Genomic DNA, 14,583 nt, shown 5'->3' on the forward strand with positions numbered 1-14,583 from the left:
CGACGCGGGCGCACTCGCCGGCAGCGGTGCCCGGACCCCGCGGGGATGGCGCTTTCGGTCCGTCGGGCGGCGACCGCTCGCGGCGCGCGCGCTCGGGCGGCGGAGCGCTGGCCGTCCCCGCCGGCATGGAAGCGCGAGAGGATAGAGGGCCGTCCCCTACATCTGGAAACCGGGCGAGCCGCCTTCTCCTCTTGCGGATCGCTCCGGCGACCGGCTAGCCTGTAGACCGTGCTTTGGGCGTGTTGATGCTAAGGATCCGCGGAGCCATGCGCAATCGACGAGCCGTTCTAGCCGCCGCGGCGGTCCTCACGCTGCTCCCTGCGCCGCTTCACGCCGCGCCGGTCAGGGTCCTGGATCCGGTCATGGATCCTCTCGAAATCGAGGGCACCGGCCTCTGCTCCGCGTCGGCCGTCTCGGAAGATCCGCTCAATCACTTTGGCTTGCTCACCGCGGGTACATACAACGCGGGTATCAACGCCTTCATGGAGGATCCGGACCGCCAGGACGAGCGATTCGAGAAGGTCGTCCGGACCATCTTCGATCTGAGCAACAACAACGACACGGGACTCCAGCTGAGCTACGGCGATTTCACCGGGTTGATGTCGCCCGACTGCGAGTTCGGCGGCTGCGCGTTCTACTCGGATCAGAACGTCGATCTCAACGATCCGAACACGTCGTTCGCCACGCGCTTCCGCGGATTCTTGAACGTCACGTCGGAGTTCGTCAACCGGCCGATGCACTTCGCGTTTTACGCGGATGACGCCGTGAGCCTCACCTTCTTCGACTTGAACCTCGGCCCCGTCTCGGTGCTCGTCCGCCCGACGAGGCTCGGCCAGCCGACCTGGCGCACCACGAACACCGTGACGTTCGAGAAGCCCGGCCTGTACCCGCTCGAGATCCTCTACGTCGCGGTCGCGGAGCACTCGGCGCTCGAAATGTCGTATCTGATCGGAGAATACGAGGATTACGAGCTCGGGGCGAGCGAGCCTGGGGCCCGGAGCCTCGAGGACGACGGTTTCACCCTCTTCGCGCCGACCCAGTTCTTCCAGACGCTGAGCGGCTCGCCGTCGTTCCCCGATCTCGATCAGTGCCAGCAATGCAATCGCGAGTTCATCGGCCAAGCCGGCAACAACGGCTGTCCTTCGAGCTACTACTGCAACGAGGCCGCCCTGTGCGCCCCCTGCGACACTGCGCAGTTCTGCGGCGAGTCGTGCTCGGAGTGCAAGGGCGACAAGCTGTTCTGCATCGACATGCAGGGCAATTACGAGTGCGCCGAGTGCCGCGACAACTACGATTGCCGCGAGGGCTTCAGCTGCGATGCGGTGACGCACACCTGCAACGAGTGCAACGTCGACCCGGACTGCCCGCGCGGCGAGATCTGCGTCGACCACTCCTGCGAGCCGTGCGACACCGCCGACCGGTGCGCCGGCAACTCGTGCAACTGCTGTCCCAACGGCATCAACGGCACGCAGATGGACTGCGCGCCGGTCGAGCCGGGCGGGACCCCGATGTGCGTCGAGTGCCTCGAGGACCCGGACTGCCCCAGCGGCAAGCGGTGCCACCTCCCGACGGGGCACTGCGTCGACGAGATCCCGCAGAACGCCCTGCCGAACTGCTGCGGTGAGGGCTGCGTCGACTGCATGAACCCGGAGGACCCGAACGACCCCCAGACGCCCCCGGTGGAGTTCTGCCTCCCCGGGCCCGTCGGCACGGCGTGCGCCGCGTGCCGCAACGACATGGACTGCGACGAGGGCGAGTACTGCCTGAGCGGCGAGTGCAAGGAGTGCGTCCAGGACCGGCGCTGCGGGCTGCGCTGCGACAGCTGCGGCGGCGACACGCCGTTCTGCCTCGGCCAGTTCGCCGAGACCGCCGCCTGCGTCCGCTGCACCTCCGACGAGGAGTGCGCCGGCAGCACGTGCAACCCCGAGACCCACGCGTGCGAGCCGGGGTGCATGGCGACCTGCGGGGAGGACACCCCGTACTGCAACGGCGAGAAGTGCGTCGAGTGTTACGCCGACACGCAGTGCCCCTGCGGCAACACGTGCGACCTCGAGTCGAACACCTGCGACATCTCCTGCAAGTCCAACGTGGACTGCCTCGGCAACGAGCACTGCCGCTGGACCGACGAGGCGGACGCCAAGGAGTGCGCGCTCGGCCCGATGCCGGACAACGTCGCGTGCGGCGGCACCCTCGCCGAGATCTGCAGCGTCTCCGCCGTCGGCCAGAAGGGCGCTAGCCCGCGGACCGCCGCGCTCCTCGCCCTCGCGGCGCTCGCCCTCGCCGAACGCCAGCGCCGGCGGCGCAACGGAGACCCCTCGTGAGAAAACGCACGCTCCTGCTCGCGCTGTCGGCCCTCCTCGCCGCAAGCCCCGAGGTCGCGCTCGCCGAAGAAGGCCGCTTCGACGCCCAGGTGTTCCGCCCGGCCGCCGCCCCGCGCGACCTCGTGATGGTGCAGAAATCCGAGGTCATCGGAAATCTCTCGCCCACGGTGGGCCTCTACAGCGACATCGCGGCCGATCCGCTGGTGCTCCTCGTCGCGGGGGAGGACACGAACCAGGCGGTGAACGCCATCTCCTCGCGGCTGGAGCTCGCGTTCCTCGCGGGCATCGGGTTCTTCGACGTGTTCGACGTCACGATGACCATGCCGCTCGTCCTCTTCCAGGACGGCGGCAACCTCCGCAGGTTCGGCACCGAGGGGTCGGTCAAGAGCAACACCGTGGGCGACCTCCGCTTCTCCACCAAGTTCTCGCTCCCGTACCTGAACCGGAAGGAGCAGGTGAAAGAGGGGTTCGGGATGGCGGTCGCGGGCAACCTCAACTTTCCCACGGGCGACCAGAACGCGTTCGCCAGCGACGGCGCGCTGAGCGGCGGCGCGACGCTCATCGCGGATTACCGGTTCAACTTCGGGCTGCTCCTCGCCGCCAACGCCGGCATCTGGCTGCGGCCGGAGAACCAGTTCGCGGGCGTGCGCGTCGGCGACATGGCGCAGTTCGGCATCGCGGCCGAGCAGTACGTCGTGCAGCGCTGGGGGCTCTCGGTCCTCGGCAACGTCTACGGCTATCCCTCGCTCTCGAGTTACCCCGACGACCCCGGGCAGATCCCGGCGGAGGCGCTGCTCGGGCTGCGCTGGCAGACCAAACACGGCGTCACGATCACCTTCGGCGGGAGCTTCGGCGCGGCGTGCGGCTTCGGCGCGCCCTCGATCCGCTTCTTCAACGTGATCACCTGGCAGCCGAAGACCTCGCAGGAGCAGGAGGAGATCAACCGCCTGCAGCAGCAGGACAACGACGACCCCGACCGCGACGGGCTGATCGGCGCTGCGGACCGCTGCCCCGACGTGCCCGGGAGCCCCGAGAACTTCGGCTGTCCGGACCTGGACACCGACGGCGACGGCTTCTTCGATCGCGACGACCAGTGCCCCGACAAGCCCGCTGGCCCGCACGGCAAGAACGGGTGCCCGATCGCCTTCATCCGGGGCGACGAGATCGTGATCACCGAGCAGGTCCATTTCGCGACCGACAGGGACATCATCCTGGAGGACTCGAACCCGACGCTCGAGGCGGTCGCGCAGGTGCTCATCGACAACCCCGAGATCCGCGAGGTGCGCATCGAGGGCCACACCGACGTGCGCGCGAGCGACGTCTACAACCTGGCCCTGTCCCAGCGCCGCGTGGCGAGCGTCATGGCGTACCTCGTCGCGAAGGGCGTCGACCCGTCGCGCCTGCAGGCGAAGGGGTACGGACACACGCAGCCGATTTACGACGACACCGGCTGCACCGGGCCGGACGCGCAGCTGAGCGCCGACTGCCAGTTCATGACGTCGAAGAACCGGCGCGTGGTCTTCCGCATCCTGCGCTACGGCGCCGCGGCGCCGAAGCCGCTCAGCGGCGTGCCCGAGGGGAGCGGGCCGGTCCTGCCGTCGGGCGGGGTGCTGCCGCAGAAGTCTACGACCACGCTGCCGAACCAGGGCACGCTGCCGAACCAGGGGGTCCTCAGGTCGAACGTGCTGCCGGGCAGCGAGCCCACGCTGCCGTCGGCCGGCACCGCGCCCGGCGGTGTGGCGCCGCTGCCGAACCGAGGCGACGCGGGGGGGCTCCCCAGCAACAAGAGCGTGCTGCCGAGGTCCGGGGCGCCCGCGCCCTCGACGTCGGCGCAGCCGCCCGCGCCCCCGCCGGGGCAGGCGCCGACGGCGCCGCAGCAGAAGGGCCCGGCGCCGGCGCCAGGCGGCGGTACGAGGCCGTAAAACAACCTCGCGGAGATCGGGGATTCCGCGCCGCCTGGGATCCGACCCGGCGGCGCGGGACGTGGCGCCCGCTCATCGCGGAGGTACGGCAGACATCAGCCCTCGGCGGCGCGGGATGTGGTGTCCCTCATCGCGGAGGTACGGCAGACATCAGCCTTCCGCGCGCGCGACGAGCAGGGCCCCCTCGGGCCTACCCTCATCGTGGATGTAACAACGAGCTTGAGCGGCGAGGGACTCGTCGCGATTCAGGCGCTTTTGACAGCGGCCGCCCGGGAGGTGGCCTACTTCTTCGGCAACGTCTTCGGCGCCGTCGGGGTCGAGGGCTGGGCCGTCGGGGGCGCCGCGGGCGACGAGGGCGGGGTGGGGGACGAGGGCTTCGACGACGAGGACGGCCACGCCTGACCGGGCTTGGCCGGCTGCCCAGGCTTCGTCGACTGCCCGGGCTTCGTCGGCTGCCCGGGCTTGGCCGGCGGGGCCGACGTGGCCGGCGCGGCCTCCTCGTACGGCTCGTCGGAGGGCGGCGTCTCGGCCGGCGCGGACGCGGGAGGCGCCTCCGGCTCGGCGGTCGACGCCGCCTCGGGGGGCTGCCCCACCGGATGAAGCGTCAGCGGCCTCGCCTCGCCGTCCGTGCGCCGCACCCAGATCACCGCGGTTCCGCTGGCGACGCTGGCGTAACGCCCGTCCTCGGTGCGGATCTCCTCGTTCACCGCCTCGATGACCGCGTCGCCGCCGACGGCACACGCGGCCTTGCGGAGCGACTCGAGGCGCTCCGCCTCGGTCCGGGCCTCCGGATTGCTCGAGATGGGCTGGAGGCGGTGGTACTCGCGATCGGGCGCCTGACCAGCCGGCACGACGTGCATGTCGCTGCAGAACTCGCCGGACGGCGTCCGTTTGTCCTTGAAAGCCGTGCTGCAACCGGAGATCAGCGCGGCACCCAAGGCCGCCGCGAGGAGGAGGCGCTGCATGCTGCCTTCTTACCAGCGATGCGACGGACGATGCAAACCCCGCGCATCACGAACAGATCGGGGCGCCGCGGCGCGCGTGGTTTGGCGGGTGGCGCACCCGCGCCGCTCGGCGCACCTCGGGTTCCGATCTCGTGGTCGCGTCGTTATGCTCGCGGGCGATGCGCCCGCTGGAACGACCCGCACCGCTCGCGCTCCTCCTCACCACGCTCGCCGCCGCGTGCGGCGCGCCCCCGCCGGAGCCCCGGACGCCGGCGGCCGCGCCGGGCGACGGCGCCGCGGGCGCGACGAGCGCCGCGGCCTGCCTCGCCGCCGCGGGCGCCAAGCGGCAGGCCCGCGCGGACGAGCCGGCGCGCATCGGCGTGAAGCAGATCCTCGTCCGCCACGCCGGCGCCGAGCGCGCCGGGGGCGCGACGCGCACGCGCGAGGAGGCGTGCCTGCGCGCGATGGAGGCGCGCGACAAGATCCGCGGCGGCGCCGATCTCGACGCGGTGGTGGCCGAGTACAGCGAGGAGGCGGGCGCCGCGTCGCGCGGGGGCTCGCTCGGCACGATCGAGCGGGGCGACGTGCTGCCGCCCTTCGCCGACGCGGCGTTCGAGCTCGATCTCCACCAGCTCAGCGACGTCGTGGAGACCCGTTACGGGTTCCACGTGATCTTCCGGACGGAGTAGCGCGCCGCACGAGCGGCAGGGCACGTCGCGGGGCCGCGGGCGCGGGGAGGGTTGCGTCCCCGGCGGCGTCGCAGCATGAAGCACCCATGCGCGCCACCAAGCTGCTCGCCGTCTTCGCCGTGATGACCGCCACTCCGGGGCTGCTCGCGCCCGCGGCGTGTAAATCCAGCGACGAGGCGGAGGAGATCGCGCCGCTCCCGGGCGACGCCGCCGCGCCGGCCGCGACGCCGACGCCGCCGCCCGCGGCGACGGGGACGACGCCCCCCGCGACGCCGACGCCGGCCGCGCCGCCCGCGACCGCGAAGGCGAACCCGGCGCAGCCCGCCCCGGCGGGCGCGTCCTTGCTCGACGCGGGCGTCGCCCTGCTGGACGCGGGCGCGCCAAAGGACGCGGGCGCGACGACCGACGGGGGAACGAAGGCCGACGCGGGCGCGCTCTCGACCAAGATCGAGGCGTGCGCCACCAAGTGCCAGTCGATCCTGCAGAGCTGCCTCACGCCGACGTTCCCCGCGGACGGCGGCCTGCCGCAGCTCAAGGACCCGAAGGCCTGCGAGGCGTCGTTCGAGTCCTGCCGCTCCGCCTGCGCGCCCTAGCGCCGCGCCCCGAGGCTCACACGCGCTCGACCTGCGCCATCCCGTGGCGCAGCTCCGCCGCCCTCCCGGCGCCGGCCTTCCCGATCGGCAACGTCACCCGGAAGAGCGCGCCGCCGGACGCGCCGGCCGTCACCGAGATGTCGCCGCTCATCGCCTCGACGAGGTGCTTCGCGATCGAGAGGCCCAGCCCCGTGCCGCCCGTCGCCCGCGATCGCCCCGCATCCACGCGGTAGAACCGCTCGAACACGCGCGCCTGATGCTCCGCCGGGATGCCCGGGCCGTCGTCCTCGACCTCCACCACCACACGCCCGCTGCTCGCCTTCGCGCGCAAGGTCACGCGGGATCCGTCCGGGGTGTGCTGGATCGCGTTGTCGATCAGGTTGGTCAGCACCTGATCCAGGGCGCGCGGATCCGCCGAGACGAGCGTGCCCGGCGCGACGTCGACGTGCAGCGTCGACCGCTTCTCGCGCGCGCGCCCGCGCAGGAGCGCCACCGACGCCTCGGCCTGCTCCGCGAAATCGAGCGTGCCCGGCGACAGCCGCCGCTCCCCGCCCTCGATGCGCGACAGGTCGAGCAGATCGTTCACGAGCCGGTGCAGCCGGGTCGCGTTGCGATCGATCACCTCCACGAAGTCGCGCGACGCCTCCGGATCGTCGAGCGCGCCGCCGAGCAGCGTCTCGCTGCTCGCGCGGATCGTCGCGACCGGCGTGCGGAGCTCGTGCGACGCGTTGGCGATGAAGTTGCGCTGCAGCCCCTCGATGCGCCGGAGCTCCGTCACGTCGAAGAACACGGCGACGACCCCCACCGCGCCGCGGCCCTGCGCCGGCAGCGCGAGCGGCGCCGCGTTGACGACGAGCAGCCGGCGGCCGGGCGGCCCCGCCGCGCCCGGCGCCGCGGGCGCGATCTCGATCTCCCGCGTCGCGGGCGCGCGCGCGATCGACACCTCCTCGATGAGCTCGTGGAGGCTCGCGGAGCGGAGCACCTCGATCGGCGGGCGGCCGACCGCGTCCCGGCGCACGCCGAGCAGCTGCGAGAGCGCCGGGTTCACCAGCGCGATGTCGCCGCGCTCGTCCGTGACGAGCACGCCCTCGCGCATCGCCTCGAGCACCGCGCCGAAGCGCTCCCCCTCGCCGCCAAGCTCGCGCCGCGATCGCACGAGGCTGTCGGCGAGCTCGTCGAGCGCGCCCCCGAGCGCGGCGACCTCGTCGTCGCCCTGCACGCGTGCGCGGCGGCTCAGGTCGCCCCGCATCGCGCGCGCGACCTCGGTCAGGTAGAGGAGCCGGTCGGAGAGCGCGCGCGAGCCGACGAGCGCCGCGCCGATCGCCAGCGACAGGGCGAGGAGCGTGCCCTCCACGACGCGCCGGTGGGCCGCGGACAGGGTGCGGTCGATCGCGACCGGCTCGAACGCGAGCCGCACGATCCAGGGCCCGTCCGGGCGGTCGAGCCGGCGCGCGGCGTAGAGCATCCGCATCCGCGTCGTCTTGCTCACCCGCTCGCCGCGCCCGACGCCGAGGTGCAGCGCGTCGGCGACCTCGCGGCGGCTCGCGTGATCCTCGAGCGTATCGAGCTGCTCCGGCGCGACCGACGAGTCGCCCCGCACCGCGCCGCGCGGATCGATCAGCGTGACGCGCGCGCCGGCGCGCTCCGCCAGCCCCGCCGCGAGCGCCGGGGCCTCCGCCTCGAGGTCGCCCGCCCGCGCGACGGCCTCGGCCACGAGCGCCGTCCGCGCCGCCAGATCAGCTTCGGTGTGCTCCCCGAGCTCCGCGCCGAGCGTCTGCACCACGTAGGCGTCGAACACCACCGCCGCGAGGACCGCGATCCCCACGGTGAACGCGATGAGCTTGCTTCGGATACCCATGTCACCCGCGCGCTGCGCCCCGGTCGCACGACCGGAGCAGGGATCACGATGTTACATGCTTCCGGCTGGATTGTGACGACTCGTTGACGTAATGCGGCGAGACAGCTAAACGCCCGGCCCCATGGGACTGACCCGCGATGCGGTCTTCTTCGACGCGCTGGCCAACCACGCGCAGCGGAGCGTCGCCGCGAGCACCCTCCTTCAGGAGATGCTCGACCGGCTCGAGGACGCGCCGGCGCTGGCGAAGCGGATCTCGGAGCTAGAGGACGAAGGCGACAAGATCACCCACGGCTGCCTGGCGGCGCTCCACCAGACGTGGATCACCCCGCTCGACCGCGAGGAGATCCACGCGCTCATCACCGGGCTCGACAACGTGCTCGACTGCATCGAGGCGGCGGCGATGCGCGTCGTCCTCTTCGAGATCGAGGGAGCGCTGCCGGACGCGCGCGGCCTCGCCCAGGCGGTGGTCGACGCGTGCACCGTCATGAGCTCCGCCGTCGAGTCGCTCAAGGACATGAAGCGGCAGCCGGATCTCCTCGCCCTCTGCGTCGAGATCAACAAGATCGAGAACGTGGCGGACGGGCTCTACCGCAACGGCCTGGCGGCGCTCTTCAAGAAGGGGAATGACCCGCTCGTCGTCATGAAGTGGCGGGACATCTACGACCTGATGGAGAACGCGACCGACCGCTGCGAGGACGTCGCGAACATCATCGAAGGCATCGTCCTCGAGCACGCATGACGACCTACATCCTCGTCATCGTCGCGATCGCGCTGGTGTTCGACTACATCAACGGCTTTCACGACGCCGCGAACTCGATCGCCACCATCGTCTCGACGCGCGTCCTGTCGCCTCGCACCGCGGTGATCTGGGCGGCGGCGTTCAACTTCATCGCCTTCGCGCTGTTCGAGCCGACGGTCGCGCGCAACATCGCGAAGGGCGTCGAGCCGGCGTTCATCACCCCGAACGTCATCCTGGGCGGGCTGCTCGGCGCGATCATCTGGAACCTCCTCACGTGGTGGTGGGGGCTCCCGTCGTCCTCGTCGCACGCGCTGATGGGCGGGTTCGCGGGGGCCGCCGTCAAGAGCGCGGGGCGCCTGTCGGTGCTCGACGCCACCGTCTTCGGCAAGACGGCGGCCTTCATCCTGGTCTCGCCGCTGCTCGGCGCCGTGATCGGCTTCTCGCTCATGCACGCGATCCGGCTGCTCGCGCGCCGCTGGACGCCCGGGAAGGTGAGCACCCGCTTCCGGCGCCTGCAGCTGCTCTCGGCCGCCGCCTACTCGCTCGGCCACGGCGGCAACGACGCCCAGAAGACGATGGGCATCATCACGGCGCTGCTCATCGCCGCGGGCGTCCAGCGGAACACCGCGCACCCGGAGCCGCTCCTCTGGGTCGTGCTCACCTGCCACGCGGCGATGGGCCTCGGCACGCTCTCGGGCGGCTGGCGCATCGTGAAGACGATGGGCATGAGGATCACGAAGCTCAAGCCCGTCGGCGGCTTCGCCGCCGAGACGGCCGGCGCGGCGACGCTGTTCAGCGCCACCGCGCTCGGCATCCCCGTGAGCACGACGCACACGATCACGGGCGCCATCGTCGGGGTCGGCGCCACGAGCGGCCGCGTCTCGACCGTTCGCTGGGGCGTCGCCGGCCGCATCGTCTGGGCCTGGATCTTCACGATCCCGGCCTCGGCCCTCCTCTCCGCGACCGTCTACACCGTCGCGAGCGCGATCTCCGGCATGCCCTGACGGCGCCGCCGGCGGACCGCGCCGCGAGCCCACGCCGCGCCGCCGGCGGACCGCGCCGCGAGCCCACGCCGCGCCGCCGGCGGACCGCGCCGCGAGCCCACGCCGCGCCGCCGGCGGACCGCGCCGCGAGACCGCGCCGCGCTGCCGGCGGACCACGCCGCGAGACCGCGCCGCGCTGCCGGCGGACCGCGCCGCTGTCGTGCCGCCGCGCCGCGCGGCTCAGCCGGCGGGCGCGCGCAGGCTGATGAAGTGGTCGAGGATCCAGGTCTTGAAGCGCTTGAGGTCGAGCCGGTCGAGCAGCGGGAGGAACGCGCGCTCGACGCCGTCCTCGCGGCGAATCGAGGAGAAGTCCAGCACGCCGACGTCGTTCGCGGCGAGCACGTACGGCATCACCTCGGTGCGCCCCTCGTCGAACGCCGCGAGCAGCAGCGACGCCTTGAGGAAGGCGGCCGAGACGTCGAGGAAGGCAGGGCGGATGCCGCGGATATACCGGCTGAACGGCTCGGCGATCACGCGCTTGTCCGGCGTGTCGCGGAGCCCCGCGCTCGCGAGTTGCTGCTTCAGGAACACGCTCGCCGACACGCCCGGGTGCTCCTTGCGGCGGCGCTCGGCCTCGTAGCCCTCGGCGACGATCACGAGCGCGTAGTCGGCGCGGCCGAGGCTCTCGGCGAGCTCGCTCAGCACGTCCTCCGGGAAGCGGAAGAAGGGGAGCACGATGAGGTGCGCCCGCGCCGCGACCGCGCAGTGCAGCGCGTGCCGCCCGCTGCGATTGCCCATCATCTCGAGGATGTAGATGCGCTTGTGCGTGTACGCGTCCTCGTACAGCCCGCGCGCGATCGTCGCGCCCGTCTCCACGCCCGAGAGGAAGCCGATCGCGCGGTCGCCCTCGAGGTCGTTGTCGATCGACACGTTCACGAAGCCGGCCTGCGGGCGGACCTCGAACTCGTCGAGCCAGGCCTTGATGCCCTCGAAGGTGCCGTTGCCGCCGACGCAGATGAGGTGGGTGAACCCCTGCGCCTTGAAGGTCTCGGTGGCCTGCTTGCGCTTCTCGCGATCGAGGAAGCCGCTGTAACGCTCGCTCCGGAAATCGCTGCCGGCGTCGAGCACGCGCCGCCCCATCGAGCGCGCCGGGATGCCCTGCGCGAGCAGGTCGTAACGCTGGCGGCGGCTCATGATGAGCCGCTCGAAATGGGGCTCGGCCCTCGCGTCCGCCGTGAGGGAGCGGAAGCCCTCGGTCGCGGCCCACACCTCGTAACCGCGGCGCGCCGCCTCCTCGGTCAGCGCGACCGCGACCGAGGAGTAGCCCGGGGCGTTGCCGCCGTCGAAGACGAGCAGAAGGCGCTTGTCCGATGCCGGAAGGGTCTCGGGACGTCCGAACTCGACGATGCTGGTCATGGCGCCGGCCTTCTACCACGCACCGCCGCGGTTGGCCGAGCGATTGTCATGATCTCGTTGTGATCGCGCCACGACGCCCGGCGTTGCGCGACCCCCGCGGCGCGGCGCGCAGCGCGCCGCGCCGCGCCAGGCCGCTCACCCCGTGTTCCGCATCCCGGCGGCAATGCCGTTCAACGTGAGCAGGAGTGGCCGATCGCGCCCGTTGTCGCCGCCGCGGCTCGCCCTGAGGAGCTCGATTTGCAGAAATGAAAGCGGGTCGACGTAAGGATTGCGCAGCGAGATGGACCGCTGGAGCGTCGGATTGCCGTCGAGCAGCCGCCGGTTGCCGGTGAGCCGCTTGAGCCACGTCCGCGTCCGCCGGTACTCCGCGATGATCCGCGGCGCGACCGCCTTCCGCGCGGCGGCCGGCGCGAGCTCGGCGTAGCCCGCGAAGATCGTCATGTCGGTCTTCGCGAGCACCATCTCCACGTTGTCGAGCACCGTCCGGAAGAACGGCCAGTTCGCGATCATCTCCTTGAGCAGCTCCGCGCCCTCGGGGCGCTGGCCCATCGCCTCCAGGCTGCTGCCGACGCCGTACCAGCCCGGCAGGATGGCGCGGTTCTGGGTCCACGCGAAGACCCACGGGATCGCGCGCAGCGACTCCAGGCCGCCCGCGCGGCGCTTGCTCGGGCGCGAGCCGAGCGGCAGGCGCGCGATCTCGTCGATCGGCGTCACCGCCGTGAAGAACTCGACGAACTTCGGCTCCTCCCACACGAGCCCGCGGTAGACGCGGCGCCCCGTCTCCGCGAGCTCGTCGAACGCCGCGGCGTAGCGGAGCTCGTCCGCGCTCGGGGGCCGCGGCTGCGCGCCGAGCGTGTGCAAGAGGACGCCGCTCAGCATGATCTCGAGCGTGCGCATCGCGAGCTCGGGGCGGGCGTACTTGTGGTCGAGCGCCTCGCCCTGCTCGGTCGCCTTGTACCGGCCGCCGACGCTGCCGGCCGGCAGGGCGAGCAGCGCCTGGTGCGCCGGGCCGCCGCCGCGCGCCACCGACTCGCCGCGGCCGTGGAACACCCGGAGCGGCAGCTCCGCCTCGGCGGCGATCTTCGGCAGCGTCTCCTGCACGCGCCGGAGCGCCGCGGCCGCCGCGAGCAGGCCGACCTCCTTGCCGGAGTCGCTGTAGCCGATCATCACCTCCTGCACGCCGCGGGCGAGCACGTGCGGCCGGTACTCGGGGTGCGCGAGCAGCGCGCGCAGGATCCGCGCGCTGTCGTTGAGGGCGCCGAGCGACTCGAACAGCGGGACCACGTCGATGCGCGCGCACGAGCGCGCCTCGTCCCACAGGCCCGCCGCCTTCGCGCTCGCGAGCGCGGCGAGGATGTCGTTCTCGCTCTGGGTCATCGACAGGATCAGCGTGCGGCAGGCCGACTCGCCGCCCTCGCGCTGCGCCTCGGCGATGCGCTGGAGCGCCTCGAACACGCGGCGCGCCTCCGCCCCCATCTGCGCCGGCTCGACGCGGCCCGCCGCGAGCTCGGCCGCCGCGGCGCGCGCGTCCTCCGCGGGCGCGCGCATCTCGAGCTCCGCGAGCGCGAACCCGATCGCGCGGACCTGCGAGAGCAGCGCCCGCGCGCGCCGCTCGCCCGAGCGCGCGCAGCCCGCGTCGCGGAGGCTGTCGGCGACGAGCGCGAGGTCGCGCTCGAGCTCCGACGGCTCGCGGTAGGGGATCGCGAACGTCGGCTCCTCGGCGCGCACGAACGCGCGCCCCTCGAACGCAGGCCCTTGCCCGGAGCGCTCGCGGGCGACGGCGCGGAGGTGCTCGGCGTGGTCGAGCGTGGCGAGCAGGCGCGCCTCGATGAAGCGCAGCTTGCGGCGCCACGGCTCGCCCTCGGTGCGCGGGCCGAAGAGCGCGGCCATCTCCGGCATCGCGGCGGCGTCCTCCTCGACCGAGGCGATGAACCACGGCGGCGGCGTCACGTGGCGCACCGACTGCGAGAGCGCGCCGCCGAGCTCGCGCGCCGCGCGGACGAGCCGGCGCAGGCCCCGGATGCGGTAGGCGAACAGCGCGTCCTCGAGCACGGCGGGCACGACGCGCGGGTTGCCGTCCATGTCGGCGCCGACCCAGGAGTGGATGCGGAGCGGCGTGAACTCGACGTCGAGCGGCTCGCCGTACGCGGCCTCGAACGCGCGCCCGAACGCGGCGGGGAGCGCGGGGATCAGGTCCCAGAGGATCTCCTCGATGTACCAGGCGACGTTCTTCACCTCGTCGCCCACGGTGGGGCGATCGCGGCGCACCTCGTCCGTCTGCCAGAGCGCGGTGATCTCCTCGCGGATCTCGGCGAGCCGGCTCGCCGACTCGACCGGCGTGAGGTGGCAGCGGTCGCGCTCCTCGAGGTGCCTGGAGATGCGGTAGAGCTTCTCGAGCACGGTGCGCCGCGCGGCCTCGGTCGGGTGCGCGGTGAGCGTGAGCGTCACGTCGAGCGAGCGCAGCGCCGAGCGCACGCGCTCCGCGGGCACGCCGGCTTCCTTGAGCGCGCGCATCGCGGCCTCGAGCGAGCCGCGCTGCGGGCGCGCCCCGGGGTCCGCGGCGTACGCGCGCGCGCGGCGGATGCGGTGGTGCTGCTCGGCGATGTTGACGAGCCGGAAGTAGACGGTGAACGCGCGGATGACGGGCTCGATGCGATCGTGCGGCAGGCTCGCGAGCAGCTTGCTGAGCTCCGCGGCGGCGTGCGCGCGCCCGTCGCTCGGGCCGCGACGGCGCCGGATGGCGAGCGTGCGGATGCGCTCCTCGAGCGCGAAGAGCTCTTCACCCTCCTGCTCGATCAACACCTCACCGAGCAGGCGACCTAGCAGACGAACTTCTTTGCGGAGAGGTCGATCGACCTCGCGGCTACGCGGCGGCATGGCGCCGAGCCTAGCGCGACGCGGCGCGAAACGGACAATCGAGTGTGGTCCGGGCGGACGGATACCGGCGAGGGCGGGTCCGGCCCGCCCCCCTGTCCGGGTCGGCCTGGGCGCGCTTCCGTGGTGGGTGCGGGTGGGCGGCCCCCGATCCACGGCGCCTTCTCCGCTTCCCGAGCGCCTTGTCCGGGCCATCCGGGCCCCGTGGGGCTCGCGGACACCAGGGGGGCCCTGGGGCTCCTGG

10 protein-coding genes are annotated in these 14,583 nt (G+C 72.6%); 6 read left to right on the forward strand and 4 right to left on the reverse strand.

The window, feature by feature from the left end:
• The first annotated feature begins 362 nt into the window (after nt 1-362).
• Both traA and WMF43_RS20265 read left to right on the forward strand, forming a co-directional pair.
• Nucleotides 363-2,321 (forward strand): outer membrane exchange protein TraA family protein, encoded by a 1,959-nt coding sequence (gene traA, locus WMF43_RS20260; RefSeq protein ID WP_437682450.1) that lies wholly within the window; start codon nt 363-365, stop codon nt 2,319-2,321.
• Nucleotides 2,318-4,243 (forward strand): OmpA family protein, encoded by a 1,926-nt coding sequence (locus WMF43_RS20265; protein WP_437682452.1) that lies wholly within the window; start codon nt 2,318-2,320, stop codon nt 4,241-4,243. The genes traA and WMF43_RS20265 overlap by 4 nt, the downstream gene beginning before the upstream one ends.
• A gap of 281 nt (nt 4,244-4,524) precedes the next feature.
• Here the strand turns inward: WMF43_RS20265 and WMF43_RS20270 are convergent, their stop codons facing one another.
• Entirely contained in the window at nt 4,525-5,208 is a 684-nt protein-coding gene (locus WMF43_RS20270) for a hypothetical protein (RefSeq protein WP_437682454.1), read from the reverse strand.
• 158 nt (nt 5,209-5,366) lie between these two features.
• On the opposite strand from WMF43_RS20270, the gene WMF43_RS20275 reads away from it, so the two are divergent.
• Together WMF43_RS20275 and WMF43_RS20280 are read left to right on the forward strand one after the other, a co-directional pair.
• Nucleotides 5,367-5,876 (forward strand): peptidylprolyl isomerase, encoded by a 510-nt coding sequence (locus tag WMF43_RS20275; protein WP_437682455.1) that lies wholly within the window; start codon nt 5,367-5,369, stop codon nt 5,874-5,876.
• A gap of 86 nt (nt 5,877-5,962) precedes the next feature.
• Complete coding sequence (locus WMF43_RS20280) at nt 5,963-6,469, forward strand: hypothetical protein (RefSeq protein ID WP_437682457.1); 507 nt, start codon at nt 5,963-5,965, stop codon at nt 6,467-6,469.
• A gap of 16 nt (nt 6,470-6,485) precedes the next feature.
• On the opposite strand, the gene WMF43_RS20285 is transcribed toward WMF43_RS20280, so the two are convergent.
• Complete coding sequence (locus WMF43_RS20285; protein ID WP_437682458.1) at nt 6,486-8,327, reverse strand: ATP-binding protein; 1,842 nt, start codon at nt 8,325-8,327, stop codon at nt 6,486-6,488.
• A 121-nt stretch (nt 8,328-8,448) separates the two neighbouring features.
• Between WMF43_RS20285 and WMF43_RS20290 the strand changes: the two genes are divergently transcribed.
• Together WMF43_RS20290 and WMF43_RS20295 are read left to right on the forward strand one after the other, a co-directional pair.
• Complete coding sequence (locus WMF43_RS20290; protein ID WP_437682460.1) at nt 8,449-9,066, forward strand: DUF47 domain-containing protein; 618 nt, start codon at nt 8,449-8,451, stop codon at nt 9,064-9,066.
• The gene (locus WMF43_RS20295) at nt 9,063-10,070 is read left to right on the forward strand and encodes an anion permease (RefSeq protein ID WP_437682462.1); all 1,008 of its coding nucleotides are present in this window, start codon (nt 9,063-9,065) and stop codon (nt 10,068-10,070) included. The genes WMF43_RS20290 and WMF43_RS20295 overlap by 4 nt, the downstream gene beginning before the upstream one ends.
• Before the next feature lie 219 nt (nt 10,071-10,289).
• Here WMF43_RS20295 and WMF43_RS20300 read toward each other — a convergent pair whose 3' ends face one another.
• Both WMF43_RS20300 and WMF43_RS20305 read right to left on the reverse strand, forming a co-directional pair.
• The gene (locus tag WMF43_RS20300) at nt 10,290-11,465 is read right to left on the reverse strand and encodes a 6-phosphofructokinase (protein WP_437682464.1); all 1,176 of its coding nucleotides are present in this window, start codon (nt 11,463-11,465) and stop codon (nt 10,290-10,292) included.
• Between the two features lie 135 nt (nt 11,466-11,600).
• Nucleotides 11,601-14,342: a phosphoenolpyruvate carboxylase gene (locus tag WMF43_RS20305; RefSeq protein WP_437682466.1), complete on the reverse strand. Its 2,742-nt coding sequence runs from the start codon at nt 14,340-14,342 to the stop codon at nt 11,601-11,603.
• Nucleotides 14,343-14,583 lie beyond the last annotated feature (241 nt).

This window comes from Sorangium sp. So ce131 (assembly GCF_051519095.1).
GTDB lineage: Bacteria > Myxococcota_A > Polyangia > Polyangiales > Polyangiaceae > Sorangium.

Coding starts and splice junctions, on each gene's coding strand:
- traA (WP_437682450.1), top strand. CDS start 363: ATGGATCCTCTCGAAATCGAGGGCACCGGCCTCTGCTCCGCGTCGGCC.
- WMF43_RS20270 (WP_437682454.1), bottom strand. CDS start 5,208: ATGCAGCGCCTCCTCCTCGCGGCGGCCTTGGGTGCCGCGCTGATCTCC.
- WMF43_RS20275 (WP_437682455.1), top strand. CDS start 5,367: ATGCGCCCGCTGGAACGACCCGCACCGCTCGCGCTCCTCCTCACCACG.
- WMF43_RS20280 (WP_437682457.1), top strand. CDS start 5,963: ATGCGCGCCACCAAGCTGCTCGCCGTCTTCGCCGTGATGACCGCCACT.
- WMF43_RS20285 (WP_437682458.1), bottom strand. CDS start 8,327: ATGGGTATCCGAAGCAAGCTCATCGCGTTCACCGTGGGGATCGCGGTC.
- WMF43_RS20290 (WP_437682460.1), top strand. CDS start 8,449: ATGGGACTGACCCGCGATGCGGTCTTCTTCGACGCGCTGGCCAACCAC.
- WMF43_RS20295 (WP_437682462.1), top strand. CDS start 9,063: ATGACGACCTACATCCTCGTCATCGTCGCGATCGCGCTGGTGTTCGAC.
- WMF43_RS20300 (WP_437682464.1), bottom strand. CDS start 11,465: ATGACCAGCATCGTCGAGTTCGGACGTCCCGAGACCCTTCCGGCATCG.
- WMF43_RS20305 (WP_437682466.1), bottom strand. CDS start 14,342: ATGCCGCCGCGTAGCCGCGAGGTCGATCGACCTCTCCGCAAAGAAGTT.